The following is a 15,654-nucleotide window of genomic DNA, read 5'->3' on the forward strand; positions in this document are numbered from 1 at the left end:
ACGTTTTGAGCAAAAAAGAAGAAGCGTTTGAAGTCGAAGGGACCGTTACCCAGGCACTTGCCAACACCCGATTTCGTGTGCAACTCGAAACCGGGAACGATGTGCTCGCGCACGTTGCCGGACGGATGCGAAAGCACTTCATCCGGATCGTCCCTGGCGACAAGGTCCGGGTTGAGTTGTCGCCTTACGATTTGACCAAAGGTCGGATCGTGTACCGCGAACGCTAACCGACTCTTTCTTGTCGCTGAGCCGCCCACTCCAACATTGATGTTGCGGAACTCGTCCCGAGTTTCGCTGTGCACCCTCCACGTAACGGAACTCAAGTTCGAGTTTCGTTCACTCTCACCAGGTACATTGTCGTGGCCAAACCACACCATAAACTGAAGAAAGCGAACCACGGGCGCCGTCCCGCTAACGCCAAGGCACGTAAGGCCAAACGCAGGAAGATCAAGACCTAGTTTCATGGTGAAAAGCCCTTTCATCATTGAGCCCAGTCGGCTCGATTTTGACCATCCGATTGCGGACATCGAAGCGATTCGAAAGCTGAACCCGCAGCGACATGAGATGGAGCAGTTAACCGCGATCCTCTGTGAGGATCTCGAAACACACTCCTGCGCGGCCTACAAACAGATCACTGACAACGAGTTCTGGGTGCGCGGACATATGCCGGGTATGCCACTCATGCCAGGCGTGATGATGCTTGAAGCGGTCGCGCAGTTGTCGAGCTACTACACCCAAAAGCACGATCTGTTGGGAGCCGCGATGGTCGGCTTCGGCGGTGTCGATGAAGTCCGCTTTCGCGGTGTGGTTGTCCCCGGAGATCGACTCGTCGTAATGGTGCGGCTGGAGAAAGCCCGCCGCGGACGCATGATCGTCGCTCGCTTCCAAGGTGCTGTGGGCGAGAATCTTGTCCTCGAAGGCTGCCTACGCGGCATTCCTATCCCCATTGAAGCGGTCACGGAACAGCTGACCGGCGGCTCGAAGTAGCCGCGGGCGTCAACGGGTTGTTGATGAAATCGACTTCGGCAACGCGAGCCGAAGCCGAGTGCCTTTAGGTAGGGTCGCGAGCCGGGCGACTGCGAACCTTCTGATTGCCCGGCCTTCTGATTGCCGGACCTCTGGTTTAGCCGGACTGACCGAACTCGCCCTGACGCGCTCGAGTTTCTGCGTTCCGTTGCACCTGGCGCATTGCTCCTCAGGGCGATCGATCGCGGGCGACGCAGCGGCAATTTCATGCGAGAGAGAAAACGGCGCCGGCTGGAAAATGTACTCTATTAAGTTTACGGATTGACGTTTTTTTATTCTTGGCGAACGCTTCCTTTCAGTTAATATTGATAAATGTTTGCCCGGTCGTTTGTGAACCTTCTAAGAAATTAGCTGGTTATGGCGATCCACTCTATCCCCACCTACTGATCGACCTTCATTCGATCGAGAGAATTCATGTTGAGATTCACGCACCTTTATCAACTGCCCATCGTTTTAGCATTGCTGGCCATGTCATGCGTTGGTTGCGGTGGTTCCAGCACCCCCGAAGCGACTTCGGGTGACGAACTTTCACAATATCTGGATGCTCACCCTGAGTTGAAGGAAACCCAGACTGAATCGGCACCTGCGGATCCTCGCAAAAGCAACTGAAGCAACATTTCGCATCGCTTGGTTTGCTGGGGCTCCGATCTCGCTCATCGAAGTGCATCGCGAATCACTCGTTGTGCCCGTAGATATTTTGAGTCGATGGGCCACTCCCATATTACATGTTAGTCGGCTCACCAGTCCGGTGGAGGCGGATGTAACGCTGTGGGCTCGGAGAGCCAGCCGGTCCTAATGTCGTTGGGCGTCGTCCAACGATTGGACTTTTTTACTTTTTTGTGTTCTTTTTTCGCCGTGTTGGCGGAGGAGTTTTCGATGAAATCCTTGACGAGACGCAGCGGCTTTACGCTGGTTGAATTGTTGGTGGTGATTGCCATCATCGGTGTTTTGGTTGGTTTGCTGTTGCCGGCCGTCCAAGCTGCCCGTGAAGCAGCGCGACGGATGAGCTGCAGTAACAACTTTAAACAAATTGGCCTGGGTATCCATAACTACCATGCCACGTACAACAAACTGCCCAAACACGGATCGGGAACGTACACCGACTTCCCAGCCGACAACGGCATTCAACCTCCTGGAGGCAATCGTAGCGACTTGTCCGTCTTAGTGGGCCTCCTGCCATTCATTGAACAGCAAGCGCTATGGCAGGTCATCAGCAATCCCACAGCGAGCGGTTTTCAGGCGATGGGGCCATGGCCCAACCGACAACTGGCTGACAATACTGTTACCCCCTACGAACCCTGGCTAACCAATATCCCGAGCTACCGCTGTCCCAGTGACCCCGGCGAAGGTCTACCTGCTCACGGGCGCACCAATTATGCCGCGTGTTTGGGTGATTCAGGAACACTCGGCGACGTGGGAGACACGACCGACTTTGGTGGATCTCGGGGTCTTCGCCAGTACCAAGACAGCGCTTGCCGTGGTGCCTTTGTCCCCCGGACACAAACCAGTTTCAACAGCATTCTCGATGGCACGTCCAACACGATCTGCATGGGCGAGATCATTACTGACCTCGGTGATTACGACAAACGGTCGCACGGTGTGAACACCCCGAACGAAGTTTGGCGAGCTGGCAATGCATTATCGTGCCGCCAATATGTGAATCCGGAGCGGCCCCAGTTTTGGTTGACCACGGCTCCGTTCATCGGCACAGCTGAGCAGCGACGTGGTTATAAGTGGGCCTTGGCTCGCCCCCTCTATACCGGTGTTTTCACTATCCTGGCACCCAACACTGAACTGTGTTTTTCAGGAAATGGCAGTCAAGAACGAGAGGGTGACGTCATGCCGAGCAGTCGACACCAGGGCGGCGTCCACGTACTGATGTGCGACGGAGCGATCAAGTTCATCACTGATTCGATCGATGCTGGCGATTCCAATAGTGCTCAAGTTCGTGCTGGCACAGGGTTCTTGGCCCCAGGCTCGGCCAGTCCCTTCGGACTGTGGGGCGCGTTGGGAACACGTGCGGCACACGAGGTCATCAGCGCTGACTTCTAACTGTCGGCTTGAGAGTGTTCGACCACGCGGGCGATCGGCCTGCGTGGTCGTTAATGACCACACCGCCTGACATAGACGCACGCCACCGCGGGACTAGTGTTTGAAGTGTCGCCGACCGGTGAACACCATTGGTATTTCGAACTCGTCACAAGCGGCGATGACTTCATCATCACGGCGTGACCCACCCGGCTGGATAATCGCTGCGACACCAGCTTTGGCGGCCGCTTCGATCGAGTCGGGAAACGGGAAGAACGCATCGCTAGCGAGGATGGAACCTTCACATCGCTCGCCGGCCTTATCAATGGCGATTTCGACGCTATCGACGCGGCTCATCTGGCCCGCGCCCACGCCAATCAAGGCCGTGTCTTTCGCCAGCACGATGGCATTGCTCTTCACGTGCCGCACCATTTCCCAACCAAAGGAGATATCGTCCCACAACTCATCCTCAACGGGGGTCTCCGTAGCGGTTTTCCACTGCAACGATGAGCTGCTCAGACGATCCGCATCTTGGACCAACATGCCGCCGCTGATGAAACGGCGTGAAATTTTTGGGCCGATGTCATCAAGCCGACCCACCTGCATGAGTCGCACGTTTTCTTTCCATCGTGGCCGCGTCGTCAGCAGACCAACGGCACTAGCTTCAAAGTCCGGGGCCACGATCGCTTCGATGAACAGACCGGGCTGACAGAGCAGTTCGGCAGTGGCCACGTCGACCGTCCGGTTGATTCCAATCACGCTGCCAAAGGCACTCAGTGGATCACCCGCTAAGGCCTTCTCGACGGCTTCCACTAAGGTGTCAGCAGTGGCTGCGCCGCATGGATTGTTATGCTTCATCACCGAGGCGGCGGGTCGAGCAAAACCACGAACGATGTCTAGCGCCGCGTCGAGGTCGAGCAAATTATTGTATGAGAGTTCCTTGCCGCTGATTTGCCGCGCTGAAACGAGGTTGGCCGAGCGATCGCTACGATCGCTGTACAGAGCGGCTCGTTGGTGTGGGTTCTCGCCGTAGCGAAGCTGTGTTTTTCGTCGCAGATTGACATGCATGTTTTGCGGAAACTCACCGCTCACCGTGTCGCCTTGTAGGTATTCGGCGATGGCTCGGTCATAGGTGGCCGTGTGATCGAAGGCTTCCGCTGCCAGTTGTCGGCGAAGTGCGTCTGTCGTGCCGCCACTGGTCTGCAACTGTTCGATGATCTCGCTGTACTGTTCGGGGTTGGTTGCGATGGCTACATCGTTTTGGTTCTTGGCTGCCGCCCGCACCAGGCTGGGACCGCCGATGTCGATTTGCTCAATGCATTCCTCCCGACTGACACCCGCTCGGCTAGCGGTGGCTGCGAACGGGTACAGATTAACGACGACGAGATCAAAAGGTTCGATGTCGTGTTCGGCGATGGTTTCGAGATGATCAGGACGATCGCGGCGAGCCAAGATGCCTGCGAATATTCGCGGGTGGAGCGTTTTGACGCGTCCGTCGAGCATCTCGGGGAAGCCCGTGTAGTTGGCCACGTCCTCGACGTCGATCCCGGATTTTTCCAAGTGAGACCGGGTTCCCCCCGTGCTGTAGATCGTCACGCCAGCGGCTCGCAAACCGGCGGCTAGATCCGTCAGCCCCATTTTGTCACTGACACTGATCAACGCATTGCGAACTGGAACGACGTCGGACACGAGCAATCACTTCGGGTAAGGGAAAAATCCTGCGGGTGAGTTTTGTCGACATGTTCCTTGCGATCGCCCGCTAGGTCAAGGTGTGCCGGCTTTCGGGTGGATGACATCGAGGAATGAAAATGTGTCCCACCGCACGCGGCGGCCCTCGCCAATCGGTGGGCGCCAGGTTCTGACAAACGTCACGATGCTTAATGCGGCAGCCGGACGGCGATCCCCATCTCTTTCATTCGCTGCTTAGTCTCGGATATCGTGAAGGTACCAAAATGGAAAATGCTCGCCGCCAAAGCCGCGTCAGCTTTCCCATCGCGGATCGCTTCGCCCAAATGTTCTGGGTTGCCTGCACCACCGCTCGCGACGACCGGGATCGAGACCGCCTCGCTGACCGCTCGAGTGATGGGGATATCATAGCCGTCACAGGTTCCGTCGGCATCCATGCTGGTCAGGACGATTTCCCCCGCACCGAGTTCCTCCACCCGCTGGGCCCACTCGACTGCCTGCAGGCCAGTCGGCTTTCGTCCCCCGTTGATGTGGACTTCCCAAAATTCCTCGCCATCTCGCTGGACGCGTTTGGGATCGATGTTTACCACGATGCACTGACAACCGAAACGATCAGCGGCCCGTCGGACAAAATCCGGGTCTGTGACCGCTGCGGAATTGATCGATACTTTGTCACAACCCGCCGATAGTAAAGCTCGCACGTCTTCGACCGTTCGGACGCCACCGCCCACCGTCAGCGGCATGAATACCTGCTCAGCGGTTCGCCGCACAACATCGAGCAGAATGTCTCGTTCTTCGTGGCTGGCGGTGATATCGAGAAACACCAGTTCATCAGCACCCTCGGCTTCATATCGTCGGGCGACCTCGACGGGATCCCCTGCGTCTCGCAGGTTGACGAAGTTGGTACCTTTGACGACCCGGCCGCCATGGACGTCTAAACAGGGAATGATACGAGCAGCAAGCATAGAAATGGGAGGGTTCTGGGTGAGTAGCCAAGTCTCTCCGAGACTCAGAGCGCCATCGTGCGTAAATTTTTTGATGCGAGTCTCGGAGTGACTCGCCTACTCCGCTTACGATTTTACTTGTGATTGGAGACGAAACCGGATGTCTGTGATTTTCGCTTGCGGGTGATCTTTGCTCAGCGCTTTCAATATCTTTCGCTTTTGGAACGTCAATTCCTGCATCACGACACTGTCGACGGCGTACACGTGCAAGACACCACGGCTTAGTTTACCCACCGTGATACTGCCAGCCAATGTTGGACCCACACTCTGAGCGATCGATCCGGTCATGGCATTGTCGCTCGCGACGCTGGCGTACCCCCGCCGGCTCATCAATTGCGAAACGATGGTCCCGATGCGGCGGGCACTGTTGCCCCGGTCGGTCTCCTCGTGGTGGAGTTTTTTCTTCATCTGCTCTCACTCGATTTCCGACAATGCCACTTCCTACCGGTTGGTCGGGTCCGCTATCGATCACGGGCCATCGGCATGATCACATAAGCGTACCCATCGTCGGTGCTCAGCAGAGCCGGTGATTTCGACGATTCGATTTCCATCACAAAATTCGATTCCGAGTCCATCACCTTGCAAAAATCCGCGAGATAGCGATGGTCCATCGTCAGCGTGATCGCTTCACCGGTGTAGGTGATCGGCAATTCAATTTGTGATTCACCGAGGTCAGCGGTAGACGCTTCGAGTTTGAGCGTGCCATCGGCGAACGTGAAATCGACACCTCGGCTATCGATGTCTGTCACGATCGCCGCCTGACGCAGAGCGGCGAACAACGGTCCAACCGTGACATCGATCTGCACGGCGTTCTCTCGTGACGGCAGCACCTGTCGCCAATTGGGATACCGGCCTTCAACCAACCGGCTCGAGATCACTGCCCGGGGTGTGCGGATCAGTAAGTCGTTGCCCTGCGAAGATACTTCAACGGTGTCATCCTTGTCGCTGAGTGCTTTCTCGATCAGCGCGATCGCCCGGGTCGGGACGATCGTCGTCATGCCGTTGGTCTGGTGACCACCGACCGGTTCACCAGTGCCCTCCATCCGAGCCAAGCGGCGACCGTCGGTGCCGACTGCGATGACTGAGTTCTCTTCCATCTCCAACAGCACCCCACCGAGCGCGTACCGGCTCGATTCCGAATCGGTCGCGAACGCGGTCCGCCGCAGCATTTCTCGAAACAGCCGCGTGCTGATTTGGTGATACTTCTCTTGATCAAACTCCCGCACTGTCGGGAACTCATCGGGGTTGTTACCTGGCAACCGAAACTTGCTGCGGCTGCCGGAGATGCGAATCCCCGATTCATCGGTTTCGATGGAAATTTTCTCGTCGCTGCTCTCGCGGAAAATCGCACCGGTTCGCTGCACTGGCAACAGCGCCGTACCTTCCGTTTCGATCTCGACACCCTCGGTCACGTCCAAACGGATGCCCACCTCTTGGTCGGTTGCCGACAACGTCAACTTCGATCCCGCGGCGGTGATTTTAACGTTCTGCAGAATCTCCTTGGGGGAGCGCGTCGGTGCGATGCTCGCGGCCAGTGCGAAGGCGTTGGCGAGGATATCTCGTTGGCAGGTGATCTTCATGAGCGGCTGATTGGAATGAGCGGTGAGCAATGACCGACAAATGTTTTACCGCCGCCGCTCCGGCGATGCACCCCCACGGTTTTCAAACGGAGCGTTGCTCACCACTAGCCGTTGCTAGCAACAGTGGGAGACAGCTCAGAGGTTTGCCATCAAATAACTTAATATCTTTCTTCGTCGTCGTCGTAATGTGCGGCTCAAAAGTGTCGGTGAAATGGTCACGAGCTCATCAATGCACAGGAAAATGGCTCTCAACGACGCCTGCCAAGCATGTGGATAACCTGTCTAGAGGATGTCTGTAATCTGTCGACGTTTGTCGGAAGTGGAGACGGTGTCGGACAGTCGGCCCCAGTCGCGAGGCCAGGTCTCGACAGAAATCGACAATTCGCAGACATTCGAATGACAGGTTATCCACAGCTGTTGGAGAGGCCTGGGTAATTCAGAGCGACCGGAAAACAGGGGTGAAAATGACACATAAAAAGTCGAGAGAAGAGGAAATTTCGATCGTTTGGACGACCGTAGACAGTCAGCAAACAGCGCGTCGGTTGGCTACGTCGCTATTGGGAGCACGCCTAGCCGCTTGCGTCCAAATTGACTCGCCCGTGGAAAGTCACTACCGCTGGGACGGTCAGGTGCAGGTCGATGCCGAGTACCGATTGATTATCAAGTCGCGATCCTCATTGACCTCAGCAGTGATGGATCACCTGGCCCAAAATCACCCCTATGACGAGCCACAGATTTTGGTCACACCCGTCACAGTGGCGTCGCCTGGATACGCACGCTGGGTCGTCGACCAGACGCAGTGAGATGCTCCGCGAGGGCCAGTGAAGCGGTGTCCGGACTCATGCGAAAATGCGTTGTTTGATCAGTCGCCACACCCATAACATCCCTCCGAGCAATCCGAGCAGGGCGAGACTGAGCCATAGGAGCAAGCCATCCATGATCTGGTCCATTTCGGCGATCGTCAGCCGGAGATTGGCGTTGTAGACGTCATCCCAAAACACCACGGTCAGCACAGTCCCGGCACAGAGATACGGACCAAATGGCGTGGCGCGGTCGCGGGTGATAACGAACTGCACCAGCACGATAGCGATGGCAGCCAGCGGAGCCAGAAAGAAGGCAGCGATCGAGGCTTGCCAGCCGATGTAGCCGCCGATCATCGCCATCAACGTCACGTCGCCAAACCCCATCGCTTCGGTACCCATTGCCCAGCTTCCGACCAAGCGGATCGACCACACGATGCCGCCCCCCACAGCGACGCCCATGAGTGAACTGGCCAGTCCCAACCAGGTCCCGCCACCGATCTGAAATACAACGCAGATGGCGATCGTCCCCACGATCCAAATGGCAGCCAGTATTTTCCAACTCGGATGTCGTATCAGGCGGGCCAAGAAATAAGTCACTGCTTTGGAGAATCCTCGTCGTAAAATCACCCGGCGATCAGCCAAGGCAAAACACCACATCGACCAAATAGCCAAACACACCAACAGCCCCCGCGTGGTCATCCAACACGGCGACAAACTCGACGGACGCTCCAACGTGACCGGTGCGATGGCGTTAGGCAGTACGCCCGGTAGAAAAACAAAAGGTGTCAGACAGCCCAACACCAACGCGAGTATTGTGCCAGGGATAGTAATCCAGTCGGGAATCGTCCGTTCATCGAAATCGATGAACGTGGCTGCGATCATCATCGTCAGCAGCAAGGCATGCACGAAAAAAAGCAGTGTCATCCAGGGCGAAAGTTGGGCGACAACTCCCGCAGACAACCCAGCGGGTAGTAGCTGGCCAGCGATCCAACAATGATGCATCAGCGGCAGGGCGATCGCCATGGAGCATTCAATCAGCAGCGGCCTCACCCAAAAACCTCGGCCAAACAGGGGTGACTCACGGCGCAACCGCAACCAGCCGATGATTGGTATTCGATCCAACCAGTTGCGCGGCGGTAGATTCCTCACGATTTCTCGCTGAGCGTCATCCCACGGCCAGTCGACCAAGCCCAGCCACGGAGAGATGGGACGGCGATACCAACACCAAGAGGTGATCACGTGATTGGCAATCGCCCCAGCAAGGATGCCCAGTATCGAGAGGATCAAGATCATCAGCGACTGGGATAGGCTCAGCCACGCAACGATCGGGGCGTTCAGTGGACCGAAATTCATGGCGGCGAGAGGTGGAATAAGAGTTGAAAAATCGGTTGGCAGCGACTGCCAAGGTAGATGGTTAAAAATAGCGGTGCTACCTGCTCGCGAAAGCCCCTCAATCGGTCGAGAGGTCTGCACAATGGCTGTCACTAGCGAGAAACGGGCACGTTCCAACTCCGATGGACGGTGTTCAATCTGCTCCTGGTCGAGTCGCCGGTGCATCCAATAGCGTCGACAAAGCTTTGGAATCGCGAATCGAAATTGTCGTGTGTCGTCGGCCAGGTCGGTGTAGAATTTTCAGCATGCGGGCGAGAGAAATTTATTGCACACAAAACAACCAACAGAACAGGCGACCCCTATGTTGTCGATGATCAAGAAACGAGCGATGTTGAATTCCTGTGGGGCACTCCTGTGCGCCACATTCTCCAGTGCGATGGTTTCAGCGGACGATTGGCCGCAGTGGCAGGGAGAAAATCGAGATGGGATTTCAAATGAAACTGGTCTTCTGACGCAGTGGCCGGCCGACGGACCAAGGTTGGCCTGGAGAGTCGATGGGCTCGGTGGCGGTGATAGCGCACCAGCCATCGCGGACGGCCGCATTCTCGGCATGGGTGCGCGAGACGGCAAAGAGATCGTATGGGCCTTGTCAGAAAAGGATGGCAGCGAAAGCTGGGCCACCGCCATCGGCGACCAAGTTGAGCAACAAGCGAGTCAGTCGAAGGAGGGTCCCGGCTGCACACCCACGGTGGACGGTGAACGACTCTATGTGATCGGCATGGGTGGAACCATCGCGTGTTTGAATGCCGACGATGGAAAGATCGCGTGGCAGAAAAACTTTGTGACAGATTTTGGAGGATTAACGCCCCGGTGGAGCTATCGAGAATCGCCCTTGATCGACGGAGACAAACTCATCTGCACGCCAGGCGGAAAAGACGCGACGCTGGTTGCTCTCAATAAAATGACAGGCGACGTGATTTGGAAAACGAAACTACCGGAGGTGGCGCCGAGCCAACCCGCAGAGAACTCGTCTAACCGAGAATCCGGTGGCAGACGCGGCGGCTTCGGCCGCGGAAGGGGGCGAGGTGGCGATGGCGGAACGGCAGGATATGCATCAGCGATCGCCATTGATTTTGAAGGGCAACGCCAATACGTCCAGTTTACTGCCAAGACAGTCATCGGCGTCGATGCCTCTGATGGGACTCTGTTGTGGCAATACAACCACCCGGCCAATGCGATGGGTATCAGTTGCACTACACCGATTTACAAGGACGGATTGATTTTTGCCTCGTCGGCCTATGGTGCGGGTGGTGGAGCAGTCCGGTTAGTAAAAGACTCGAGTGGCCAAATCGAGGCCGAAGAGGTCTACTTCACTCCCAACATGCAGAATCATCATGGTGGCACGATCGTGTTTGACGATGCGTTATACGGTGCCAACGGGGGAAACGGAGGCGGTTTTCTCACATGCTTGGATTTCAAGACAGGCGAACTGCTGTGGCGCGACCGTGACGCTCCCAAGGGATCTCTGGTTATGGCAGACGGACAACTCTATCTGCGTAGCGAAGATGGCAAAGTGATGTTGATCGAACCCTCTCGCGATGGTTTGGTAGAACGTGGCAGCTTCGAACAACCCGACCGCAGCAGCGCACCCGCTTGGGCGCATCCAGTGGTTGCTAACGGCAAACTCTACATTCGCGACCAAGGGCTGCTGCTCTGTTATGACGTTTCAGAGAAGTGACTTTAGGCAGGCATCAGGAAATCTTCCGGTTTAACCGATTTCGGCGTCGGTTTCACTGCCGAACTGGACGATCTGGCTGCGCTGCTAAAGTTCCAGTTGGAAACACAATCCGAACAGGATTCGGCGAGCGACGGAGCGCCAGATGACGACTCACCGCTGCGAAACCCGGATGGACCGGTGTGTCAGACGTTATGCGTCGCAGCCGACAACTTCGCTGACGATTCGAGCACAATTTGATAAGGTTCAACGAAACGGCTTTGACGCAGCGTCGGTCGGCCCACACGCTGACCTAACTTTTCACACTTATGCGGACTGCTGAGGATGCGGAAAATTACTATTTTACTGGCACGAGCGGGCGAGCATTTTCAAGCAGCCACGTTGAGGCTGAGCGAAACTAACCGAATCCTCGTCGGCTTAACAGCCATCGCGAGCACGATCGCTAGTTGTGTGGCGATACCACTCTCGCTGCCGAGCATCGCGTTGTTGCTCAGCCTATGCACCTTCAACACAACACCCCTGTTTGGAATCGACAACCATGCCTTGGTCGCCGCCGCCAGCAAGGCGAACGAAGCCAAGCTTTTTAACATCAAAGAATATGGTGCTATCGGTAACGGCGTGGCCATGGACACCGAAGCGGTGCAAAAAACCATCGATGCCTGTCACGAAGCCGGTGGTGGTGTGGTTTGGGTTCCGCCTGGTGATTTCCAAATTGGAACTATCATACTCAAGAGCAACGTTACCCTCTCGCTCGATAACGGGGCCAACTTGCTCGGAAGCACCAAGGCCACTGACTACCCAACGGACAAGCTCAGCAGGCCACGAGAGGGTGATGCCCATTGCCTGATCTACGCTGAAAACGCTCAAAACATCACCATCGAAGGGCTCGGCGTTATCGATGGGAGAGGTACTCACGAGAACTTTCCTCGGAACAGAAGGGGAGGGCGAAACTCAGGCATTCGCCCACGCCTGATGCGTCTGGAGAGCTGTGAAAATCTTACCTTCTCCGGCGTCACCTATAAACGCCCAGCTTTCTGGGGGTTGCATTTGATTGACTGCAAGAACGTCCACTTCAATGCAGTGACGGTGCGCTTTCGCAATAACAACTACAATAATGATGGATTCGATATCGACGGCTGCGAAAATGTCTTAATCGAGAACTGTGATATCAGCACGGGAGACGATGCGATCTGTTTGAAAAGCTCTTTAAACCCCTGCAGGAACATCGTGGTGCGAGCGTGTAGGGCAGACAGCAACACGGCTGCCGTCAAATTTGGCTCGTCCTCCCGGGGCGGATTTATCGACATCAGCATTACCAACTGTTATTTCCATGACTGTCCCATGGGAGCTATCAAGCTACAGTCAGTAGACGGGGGACGCCTAGAAAATATCAATATTTCCCGAATTGTAATGAAAGATGTTGGTAATCCTCTATTCATGCGTTTGGGCAATCGAGGCAGCACTTTCGGTAAAGGGCGAGCAGATGTCTCGGTAGGCACACTGAAAAACATAAGAATCAGTGATGTGGTTGCAAACGTAATAGTCGAGGATCGGGCAAAATCTATTGAAGCGGTATATAAGAATACCAAAGTGGATTCTACCCCAGGAGTGACTGATGATGAGAAGGCGAAAGCCGGGCCGATCATGATCACAGGAATCCCCGGTCACGATATCGAAAACGTTGTCCTGGAAAACATAAAAATTTCCTATCCCGGGCATGGTACTCAGAACGATGCAACGCGAGTTGTGGCGGAGGACGCTGAGCGGTATCCGGAACAGTTCTTCTTTGGCGTGCTACCGGCCTGGGGTGCCTACATCCGTCACGCCAAGAATGTTGAATTCAAAAATGTTGAATTGACACTCCGTGGCGACGACGCACGCCAGAAGATCATTTTAGATGATGTCGAATCATTCAAGGAAAGTGACTGAATGAAGCGTCGGCCCTGCGGGCAACGGTGGCTTGAACGGATTTGGACAGTATTGGCAACCTGCTCAGATCAAAATAAATCGCTTCTGGATGTTCTGCGGACATCGCTGAAGCACTTTTTTGGTCCATCCGATTTTATCGTGGGTTTCGCAGCGGTGAGCCAGGTGTGCGGGATTTTCAAGGCATGGCGGTGGCGTCCGAAAGCTTTTGTCATGCTGATGTGTCCGTGGTAGGATTATGGCGCCGGGAGAAGCGGAAGCGAGCTCTGCTCTCAAGGAACTCACGCCCCAGCGAGTTCATTGAAGACCACTCGAAAGTTGAGTGCAGCCGCCCGTTTCTCTAAATTTTTGCTCGCTCGCTCCTGGTATTGTTGTTCGTAGTATTCGTTGCCCACGTCAACGTACTCCTTGCCGTAATTGAGCATCCCGTAGACGATTTTCGCTAACTTATGGGCCGTCGCCGTGATTGCTTTTGGTGAACCAAGACGGGAACGAAGTCTTCGAAAAAATGCTCCCAAGGCACAGTTGGATCGAGCAAGCGATGCCGCCGCAGTGCGGAGTGCAACCGCAGCTCGGATCGCACTTGTGCGAGTTTTACCACTGAGCAATTTCCCACCCGTCTTCTTACTCCCGGGACCAGGCTGAGAAGCGGGCACGAAGCACCGCGTAGAGAACGGCCTCCACGACCCACCGCGTATCAGATATCATATTCTCAACCCCAGTTCCTCGGAATCATTTGGCCACATACGGCCTGCGGCGGCTGGGAAGCAACTCGCCGAGGAATATCTCGGTCACACATGAGCCGAAAGGTGCCTTCGGCTGGCGGCGGCTGTGTCCGCCGTCAGCGTTTCTTCTGAGACGGCATCGCTCATTTCGGACGCCACCGCGATGCCTCCAAAATCCAACATGCTGGATTTTTCCACGATAAACCCGGATGGACCATTAAGTTGTGTACGGAAGCTGGTTTTCGCAAAATCCGGCTACGAGGTGACACCGACTTCTCGTCAACAACACACTTGGATCATTGGGATCGCGAGGGCGTGACGTTTGTGCTGGGTTACGATGCGAGCAAAACACTTGTCGGGATCGCCGATTTGCTGCCGCAATCGGCGTGGAACACGCTTTCGCGCCAAAGATCCAAGTCCGAGAATGGGCGAGCCAAACGCCCCAATTACAAAGAACGAATTGTGGTGCCAACGAATATGTAAACCAGATTCTGCGAGGCGAGAGCTACGCGGAGTTCGACTACCAGCCGGTCGCCTGTGATCGCAAGTACCGGATGGTCGTTGTCCGTAAAGACATCCAGGTAATGCGTGGGCAGCAGCACCTTTTTGACAAACAGAAATACTTTTTCTACATCACAAACGAACAAGAAGAAGAAGTTCCCTCTCGCGAGGTGATTCGCAATGGAAACCAACGTTGCGATCAAGAGAACACGATCAGCCAGGGAAAGGCGTGTGGTGCGCTGAGTGCGCCGCTTGACACCCTGGAGAGTAACTGGGCTTACGTGGTCATGGCTTCACTGGCATGGACGCTGAAGTTATGGAGCGGGATGCTGGTTCGCGTCAAAGGCAACCCGAATCAGCGTCGAGTGCGAGCGGAGGTCAGACGCAAAGTCATTCGGATGAAATTTTCGACCTATCTGAACTCATTGATGTTGATCCCCGCTCACGTGATCGGCAGCGCACGGCAGTTAAAGCTACGCCTGTTAGCCTACCGCCCAAGCGTTGATTGTTTAATGACGCTCTCTGATCACATCGCGATGCCGCTTCGATGCTGACATGCGATGCTCAATGAAGCCAAGGGCGCGGATGCTCTTGGTACCGCCGCTGGCCGCCTTATCCAGAAAGACACTCACCATCATGCCCACTGACATCTTTGAAAATCATTGCCAGCCCAAGCGGGGAGCTCGTCGCTCGCGCACATAGAACACGGCAAATTTCTCGGAAAATGAATCAAGCGTTCGCTTGATTCAGGACTAGTTCGTTTCCGCGGTGCCGAAGATTGCCGCGTGAAAGCCTGTCGCTTCATCAATTCGGGCGGCACAGGCATACGATTGGACTTGCATGCCCAACGTAATCGCATCACCGATTCTGAATTTGCTCACCTGGGTGAGGCAGGAATCCTGCTGGTGGGTTATGGACTTGGTACCAAAGACGTCAATCACCACAATGATATTATTAACAACTACATTCATCATTTTAGGATGGGTGGCCGCGTCTGGCCGTCCGCGACGGAGATTGGAAACTGGTGACGACCTACGACGGCAAACGCGTCGAGTTGCACAACATGAAACCAGATCGCGCTGGAGACATCGCCGAAGATCAGTCGAAGCAGTACCCGGAAGTCGTGGCGCGGCTTACCAAGATGGCACTCGACTGGTATGCCACCCAGCCAACCAAGGCGGATCCCACCTGTATCAGCCCGGGCAAGGACGCGTGATATCGTTGCAAGTTGCGATCAGGTAGATTATAGAATAGGTTTGATTGAGCCAGCCTTGTCGGAACTGACGAGCACGTGTTCTATATGGAAAT

At 55.4% G+C, this 15,654-nt stretch carries 17 protein-coding genes; 11 read left to right on the forward strand and 6 right to left on the reverse strand.

Annotation, left to right across the window (positions count from 1 at the left end; all coding sequences use genetic code 11):
- Positions 1-5: 5 nt before the first annotated feature.
- The 5 genes from infA (at position 6) to Poly21_RS05070 (ending at position 3,078) form a co-directional block, all read left to right on the forward strand.
- Positions 6-227 carry a translation initiation factor IF-1 gene (gene infA / locus Poly21_RS05055; protein WP_008681989.1) on the forward strand — a complete coding sequence of 74 codons (222 nt, stop codon included), beginning with the start codon at positions 6-8 and terminating at the stop codon, positions 225-227.
- Between the two features lie 132 nt (positions 228-359).
- Positions 360-458 carry a 50S ribosomal protein bL37 gene (locus tag Poly21_RS28450; RefSeq protein ID WP_436967475.1) on the forward strand — a complete coding sequence of 33 codons (99 nt, stop codon included), beginning with the start codon at positions 360-362 and terminating at the stop codon, positions 456-458.
- Between the two features lie 4 nt (positions 459-462).
- A complete protein-coding gene (locus tag Poly21_RS05060) occupies positions 463-987 on the forward strand; it encodes a 3-hydroxyacyl-ACP dehydratase FabZ family protein (RefSeq protein ID WP_146405855.1) in 525 nt (174 codons plus the stop codon).
- 453 nt (positions 988-1,440) lie between these two features.
- Positions 1,441-1,635, forward strand: a complete 195-nt coding sequence (locus tag Poly21_RS05065) for a hypothetical protein (RefSeq protein ID WP_146405856.1) — start codon at positions 1,441-1,443, stop codon at positions 1,633-1,635.
- Positions 1,636-1,902: 267 nt separating this feature from the next.
- Entirely contained in the window at positions 1,903-3,078 is a 1,176-nt protein-coding gene (locus Poly21_RS05070; protein ID WP_146405857.1) for a DUF1559 domain-containing protein, read from the forward strand.
- Positions 3,079-3,171: 93 nt separating this feature from the next.
- On the opposite strand, the gene purH is transcribed toward Poly21_RS05070, so the two are convergent.
- The 4 genes from purH to dnaN form a co-directional block, all read right to left on the reverse strand.
- On the reverse strand, positions 3,172-4,743 hold the full coding sequence (gene purH, locus Poly21_RS05075) for a bifunctional phosphoribosylaminoimidazolecarboxamide formyltransferase/IMP cyclohydrolase (RefSeq protein WP_146405858.1): 1,572 nt from the start codon (positions 4,741-4,743) through the stop codon (positions 3,172-3,174).
- Between the two features lie 188 nt (positions 4,744-4,931).
- Positions 4,932-5,705, reverse strand: coding sequence for an imidazole glycerol phosphate synthase subunit HisF (gene hisF, locus Poly21_RS05080; RefSeq protein ID WP_146405859.1), 774 nt, complete (start codon positions 5,703-5,705; stop codon positions 4,932-4,934).
- A 105-nt stretch (positions 5,706-5,810) separates the two neighbouring features.
- A complete protein-coding gene (locus tag Poly21_RS05085; RefSeq protein ID WP_146405860.1) occupies positions 5,811-6,152 on the reverse strand; it encodes a DciA family protein in 342 nt (113 codons plus the stop codon).
- A gap of 53 nt (positions 6,153-6,205) precedes the next feature.
- Positions 6,206-7,324 carry a DNA polymerase III subunit beta gene (gene dnaN, locus Poly21_RS05090; protein ID WP_146405861.1) on the reverse strand — a complete coding sequence of 373 codons (1,119 nt, stop codon included), beginning with the start codon at positions 7,322-7,324 and terminating at the stop codon, positions 6,206-6,208.
- Between the two features lie 464 nt (positions 7,325-7,788).
- On the opposite strand from dnaN, the gene cutA reads away from it, so the two are divergent.
- Complete coding sequence (gene cutA, locus Poly21_RS05095; protein ID WP_146406870.1) at positions 7,789-8,127, forward strand: divalent-cation tolerance protein CutA; 339 nt, start codon at positions 7,789-7,791, stop codon at positions 8,125-8,127.
- A 36-nt stretch (positions 8,128-8,163) separates the two neighbouring features.
- Here cutA and Poly21_RS05100 read toward each other — a convergent pair whose 3' ends face one another.
- Positions 8,164-9,480: a prepilin peptidase gene (locus tag Poly21_RS05100; protein WP_146406871.1), complete on the reverse strand. Its 1,317-nt coding sequence runs from the start codon at positions 9,478-9,480 to the stop codon at positions 8,164-8,166.
- 340 nt (positions 9,481-9,820) lie between these two features.
- Between Poly21_RS05100 and Poly21_RS05105 the strand changes: the two genes are divergently transcribed.
- Entirely contained in the window at positions 9,821-11,197 is a 1,377-nt protein-coding gene (locus Poly21_RS05105) for a PQQ-binding-like beta-propeller repeat protein (RefSeq protein WP_302117618.1), read from the forward strand.
- 321 nt (positions 11,198-11,518) lie between these two features.
- A complete protein-coding gene (locus Poly21_RS05110; protein WP_302117621.1) occupies positions 11,519-13,123 on the forward strand; it encodes a glycoside hydrolase family 28 protein in 1,605 nt (534 codons plus the stop codon).
- Positions 13,124-13,401: 278 nt separating this feature from the next.
- Here Poly21_RS05110 and Poly21_RS05115 read toward each other — a convergent pair whose 3' ends face one another.
- Positions 13,402-13,776, reverse strand: a complete 375-nt coding sequence (locus Poly21_RS05115; RefSeq protein ID WP_146405863.1) for a hypothetical protein — start codon at positions 13,774-13,776, stop codon at positions 13,402-13,404.
- A 455-nt stretch (positions 13,777-14,231) separates the two neighbouring features.
- On the opposite strand from Poly21_RS05115, the gene Poly21_RS05120 reads away from it, so the two are divergent.
- The 3 genes from Poly21_RS05120 to Poly21_RS05130 all read left to right on the forward strand — a co-directional run bounded on the left by Poly21_RS05120 (position 14,232) and on the right by Poly21_RS05130 (position 15,562).
- Positions 14,232-14,900, forward strand: a complete 669-nt coding sequence (locus Poly21_RS05120; protein ID WP_146405864.1) for a hypothetical protein — start codon at positions 14,232-14,234, stop codon at positions 14,898-14,900.
- 174 nt (positions 14,901-15,074) lie between these two features.
- A complete protein-coding gene (locus tag Poly21_RS05125) occupies positions 15,075-15,374 on the forward strand; it encodes a right-handed parallel beta-helix repeat-containing protein (protein ID WP_146405865.1) in 300 nt (99 codons plus the stop codon).
- On the forward strand, positions 15,371-15,562 hold the full coding sequence (locus tag Poly21_RS05130; RefSeq protein ID WP_146405866.1) for a hypothetical protein: 192 nt from the start codon (positions 15,371-15,373) through the stop codon (positions 15,560-15,562). The genes Poly21_RS05125 and Poly21_RS05130 overlap by 4 nt, the downstream gene beginning before the upstream one ends.
- Positions 15,563-15,654: the final 92 nt, after the last annotated feature.

It is taken from the genome of Allorhodopirellula heiligendammensis (genome assembly GCF_007860105.1).
Taxonomy (GTDB): Bacteria; Planctomycetota; Planctomycetia; order Pirellulales; family Pirellulaceae; genus Rhodopirellula; species Rhodopirellula heiligendammensis.

Bases quoted from the DNA above. Each gene is read 5' to 3' on its own strand.
- Poly21_RS05060 (WP_146405855.1), top strand. From the start codon at position 463: ATGGTGAAAAGCCCTTTCATCATTGAGCCCAGTCGGCTCGATTTTGAC.
- Poly21_RS05065 (WP_146405856.1), top strand. From the start codon at position 1,441: ATGTTGAGATTCACGCACCTTTATCAACTGCCCATCGTTTTAGCATTG.
- Poly21_RS05070 (WP_146405857.1), top strand. From the start codon at position 1,903: ATGAAATCCTTGACGAGACGCAGCGGCTTTACGCTGGTTGAATTGTTG.
- hisF (WP_146405859.1), bottom strand. From the start codon at position 5,705: ATGCTTGCTGCTCGTATCATTCCCTGTTTAGACGTCCATGGCGGCCGG.
- Poly21_RS05085 (WP_146405860.1), bottom strand. From the start codon at position 6,152: ATGAAGAAAAAACTCCACCACGAGGAGACCGACCGGGGCAACAGTGCC.
- dnaN (WP_146405861.1), bottom strand. From the start codon at position 7,324: ATGAAGATCACCTGCCAACGAGATATCCTCGCCAACGCCTTCGCACTG.
- cutA (WP_146406870.1), top strand. From the start codon at position 7,789: ATGACACATAAAAAGTCGAGAGAAGAGGAAATTTCGATCGTTTGGACG.
- Poly21_RS05100 (WP_146406871.1), bottom strand. From the start codon at position 9,480: ATGAATTTCGGTCCACTGAACGCCCCGATCGTTGCGTGGCTGAGCCTA.
- Poly21_RS05105 (WP_302117618.1), top strand. From the start codon at position 9,821: ATGTTGTCGATGATCAAGAAACGAGCGATGTTGAATTCCTGTGGGGCA.
- Poly21_RS05110 (WP_302117621.1), top strand. From the start codon at position 11,519: ATGCGGAAAATTACTATTTTACTGGCACGAGCGGGCGAGCATTTTCAA.